Raw genomic sequence first — 5,252 nt, 5'->3', positions numbered from 1 at the left:
GATACATTTGATGTTTCTGAAAGAAAACCGGGTAAGTACAATTTTTACATAGAGGCTAAAGACAGAGCCGGCAATACTACCCGATCAGGTCCTGATAATATTTACATCGATCCGGAGTCCGATCTTCCAAGAACTACGATCATCAATCCTCTGCCGTATATGCGCGTTCAGGGAAACATGAATATCGTCGGTATAGCGTTTGACGACGACGGCATTAAACAAGTTGAGATTGCCGTATACCGCGGAACGGACGGCAAAGGCGAAGAATTAACTCACGTAACGGCATCTGGAACAGACTACTGGTCTTATTTCCTTGACACTTCAGACAGCGAAATTTGGCTTGACGGAGATTATACCGTTAAAGCGTGGGCAACCGATATAAACGATGTTTCTGGTATTGCGGATATTTACACTACCGGACAAAAAGTCCCCGCGAAAAAGAAAAAGGTCGCGGTTGTTTACTGGCGGCTGGACAGAAAAAAACCCGAAACCATTATTACAAGCCACACTGTCGGCGCTCTTGTTTCTGGAAATATACATTTAGGCGGAACTCTCTACGACGGAAACGGCATTTCCGCTTTTAGCTATTCGGTTGACGGCGGACAAAAATATATTCCCTCAAAATTCAAAGTTAATAAAGCAGGTCATGGCACTTGGGACATAAATCTTAACACAAAGCAGTTTGAAGACGGTCCTGTTGTTATCTGGTTTAAAACAGTAGACGGAAACGACAGCGTCGGAACCGCCGCTCATCTGTTATTCGTAAATAACGTAGGTCCCGATGTAAAAGTTGTATATCCGGAGCCAAATACCGTTATAAACGGAGTATTTAATATCGCAGGTTATGCGAAACATCCTGTCGGGTTAAAATCCGTATCATGGAAAGCCGGAAATTCTCAAGGCGAATTTGAGCTTCTTCCCGGAAACCAGTGGTGGTCTGCCCCTGTAGACGCGCGCGCGTATAAGGGAAACTCAATAGAAGTTGAAATTAGAGCGGTTGACGTTTCAGGTAACGTCTCTGTTACAAAACAAAAATATAAATTTGATCCGGCTTCGGATTTACCTGTTGTAAAATTAACATTGCCAATAGCGGGCAATGTTAACAGCGATTTAGGCATTGTTGTAAAAGGAGAAGCGACAGACGACGACGGCATAGAATCCGTTTTCTATTCTCTTGACGGCGCTCCCGCAGTTGAAGTGCCATGTAACGGATATTTCCAATTTTATATTCCAGATCCAAGCGAAGGCGGTCATACTCTCGACGTTTGGGCAAAAGATACTTCAGGTATTACCGGAAATAAAGTACAGGTAAAAGGAATAACTGTTTCAAGCGGACTAATACAGCCCGGTATCGCTTCTGTTACATATCCCGAAGGAAAAACCACAAAAACCGACGTTTTTAATTCAGGTATGAGAGTAAAGCCTGTTCCAAAAATGACAATGCTTCTTTCTTACAGATCCACAACTCCTCCCGCGTCGGCTTCAATTACCTTTGGCGATCTTATGAAGTCGCAGGTTAAATTATCAGGCTCAAAAGACGTATTTACAGCGGCTGTCGCGGTTCCCACAGATCTTCCCGAAGGATTTATAGATATTAAATTAGTCGGAACGGATCGTCAGGGCAGGGAATTTACATCAACCGAATCTGTTTATATAGTTTCGCCTTCCGGCGATGATTCGGCTAACGTGTTCTCCTTTGTAAAACAGACTGTTTCTCCGGACGGACGCATATTACTTAAAGCCGGAGACACATTATTGGGCGCAAGCAATAAACCCATAACAAGAGCAACCTTACAAGGCAGCGGAGCCAATATGTTAAGCACAAGTATAGATACATACGGACGTGTTGTAATTACCGCTTCTGACGACGGCGAAACCGGCGCTCTGTCTCTAAGACTTGATACTGACGGCGGCTCGTTTACAAGCAATCAATTCAGAATTACAGTTGCGTCATCGGGTCCTACAGTAAACTTACAGAATTTTACCAATTACAGTTGGGTAAGAAACACTGTTAATGTCAGTTTTAATCTGGCAAGCAGAAGCAGGATAGCCGCCGTAGAATACTCTGTCGACATGGGAGACACATGGCAGAGGGTTCTTACCGCCGCCGAAGTTTCCGGACTGCGCGCTCCTGTTAATACAAACATCACAAAATCACTCGATATTTCATCAGCAAATGACGGCTCAATTACCATACTTATAAAAGCGTCTGGCGATTCCGACAGCACAATTGCGGATTTTAGCGTATTAAAAGACACTCAGGCTCCTGTGGCGCAGGCTATAGTGCCTATATCCGAAGCAAAAGTAAATGGAACAATACGCATGGCGTTTGCCGTTGAAGAAAAGGGACGCATTCAGTCGGTTTCTTATCGCAGAAACGCGTCTTCCGCTCCAAAAGAAGTTTTTAACGACCTCTCATGGAATAGCGATTACGCGCCGCGTTTCTTTGAAGTATTAATGGATTCGCTTCAAATGCCGCTTGATAACAACATGCGCTTTACATTTACGGATAAAGCCGGCAACTCAGGCGATCTTAACACATGGGTGTTTGTAATTGATCAGCAGATGGACATTCCTACGGTGCAGGTAATTCTTCCGCAGGAAGATGAAGTAATAACAAACGACTTTATCGTATCCGGCGTTATGTTCGACGACGACGGAATTAAAGGGTATCAATGGAGAATTGACGCAAAGCCGTGGAATAACGAAGAAGCCGCTTACGGTTTCTCCATTCCTGTGGCGTTGTCAACTTTGACAGATAACGAGCATACGGTAACAATAATCGCGGAAGATCTTTACGGAGTAAAAAGCCTTCCGACAACTAGAAAATTCCGCGTCTCTTTAACAGAGCCTACCGGAACAATGACGTATCCTCTTTATGACACGGTATTAAAAGAAGGCGTAGAGCTTCGCGGAACCGCCTTTGACCGCAACGGCATTAAAGAAGTAAGAGCTTCTGTTGATAACGGAAATTCATTTAACAAGGTTAAAGGCAGCTTTGGCACGGCGGCGGAAACCGTACAGTGGAATTATCAATTTAACACGACAATATTAAAAGACGGTCCCCATGTAGTGTTTATAAGAGTATTGGACAGATACGACGTACCTGCTACTTACGCGTTTATGATCAACGTAGACAACACGCAGCCGGAAATTATTCTGGATAACCCCGGCGACGGTTCAATCTCGGTAGGAAATATTTCCGTAATGGGACGCGTGCTTGATCCTAACTTAAAAGATGTAAGCATCGAATTAAGAAGTCTTGACGGCGTTCAAATTCCCGCCAACTTAAGATCAAGAAAACTAGACGTTAGTTCTATAATTAAAGAAAACATTGACATTTCGGCAATGGCGGACGGACAATACAATGTTGCGGTTATCGCGGTAGACAGAGCCGGAAACATGACACGCTTCTCTCGTAACGTGCAGATGGCGCGCCAGACATACAGAAACTACATAGAAATCCTCTACCCGCTTGAAAACGAAGAAACAAGCGGCGAGTTTAACTTGTACGGCTATGCCGGCGGTTCAGCTCCAGCGGGAACGGTAACAATCAAAATAAACGGAGCCGATTCGCAAACCGCGCCTGTTGACGATGCCGGGTTCTTTGCCTTTAAACTTGACAGCGAATATCTTAATCCCGGAAACAACGCTATTACAATAACCAGCAACTTTGGCGGACCTACTCTGGTTTCATCAAGAGCATACAATATTACTTACAGGAACGGCGGTCCGTGGGTAACCATAGACAGCTTTAAGTTCGCGGAATTCTCCTATGACAGAGCGTATCTGATGGGAAGAACAGGTTATGTGTTATCAGATGAAGATAAAGAACTTCTTGCGGACAAAAAACTTGATAAAGAAATAAAAGCTTCAATACTGGCTAAAACGCCAAGCTTTACGGAAATAAGTTTTGACAATGGAAGATCTTTTATAAAGACAAACAAAGCTTTTGCAAAAGGCGTTGATTACCGCTTCCGTCTGGAAGACAGCGAAATGCCAGAAGGTTACCACTACATCGTTATCAGAACAACAATGAAAAACGGCGAATTTGCCATAACAAGAATGATCGTTCAGATTGACAAAACATTCCCCGAGATTCGCCTTATATCGCCTGAAGCCGGAAGCAGATACAACCAGACTATCGCCTACTCCGCCTCCGCTACCGACGACATCGAGCTTGTAAGTCTTACTTATCACCTTCGCAAAGGCGACAAAGCAATGTACGAAGTTCCCGGATTCCTGCAAGGACTCTATTTTGAAGGCGTAATCCCGCCGTTTATAAAACAGCTTGCACCCGATGTTATACCTAACATATTCGCAGGCGGCGCGACATATACGGACTTTGGTCTTGGATTAAGCTTCTTTGACGACAACGTAAAAATACAGGGACAGTACGGCATGATGAGTCAAGATTTATATGAAGCTCTCGGCGGCGAAAACAATATGCGTTACGGAGGACGTGTAATTGGATTTAAGATTATCGCTAACGTGTACGCCCTGCCGTTTGTTTCATTTGCCGGACCTGACTTTGAATGGCTGTACGCTTCATTCGCGTTTGGAGCTAACTTCTCGTACTTTGAAATAGCGCAGAGCGGCTCTTCAACATGGATGAGCGCGGTTATAGCACAAATGGAATTCCCCAAGGTTAAAATACCAAAGAGAGAATACCTAAGAACCTTCAGCTTGTTTACGGAATTCCAATTATGGTTCGTGCCAACCGACGTAGACGCGGCAAAGAATGACATACCGGTTTTCATACCTCACGTTATAATGGGGTTAAGGCTTTATATTTTCTAATTAATCAAATAAAAACGGCGCTAAGCGCCTTTTTTATTTTTTTGTAAGAATATTACTAAGGAGGTTTTTTATGAATAAATTTAAATTTTTAGGATTTATTCTAACACTTTCGTTATACCTGTTTCAACTTGACAATATTTGTCTTTTTGTCATTTTTCATAACGATTTTACAAAAAAATAATATTAAAAATTACTTGATTAATCATAAATTTAATTGTATTATTCAAGTTGAGAAGATCTATTTTTGGAGGGAATTGTATGAAAAATTTACATTTTCACAAAAACCCCATATTAGTGGGTGTCGGGATATTAGCAGTACTTTTCATAATTTTTATATTCACAACCTGCGATATCGGATTAGGACAAATTGTAAACACTGAAAAACCTATAATTTCAAACGGCGATGACGGGAATGGTCCTGGATCATTCCTGCAGGGCGAAAACAATAAAAT

General features: G+C 42.7%; 2 protein-coding genes. Both read left to right on the top strand.

What is annotated here, in order from left to right:
• Nucleotides 1–4,800, top strand: a 4,800-nt coding sequence (locus ACYVTD_RS09525; RefSeq protein WP_461247543.1) for a hypothetical protein, incomplete at its 5' end; no start/stop codon positions are given.
• Nucleotides 4,801–5,058: 258 nt separating this feature from the next.
• The coding region (locus ACYVTD_RS09520; protein WP_461247542.1) for a hypothetical protein at nucleotides 5,059–5,252 on the top strand (194 nt) is incomplete at its 3' end.

The sequence above is a fragment of the Treponema sp. R6D11 genome, assembly GCF_054786075.1.
This window is presented reverse-complemented; position numbering and strand designations above follow the sequence as displayed.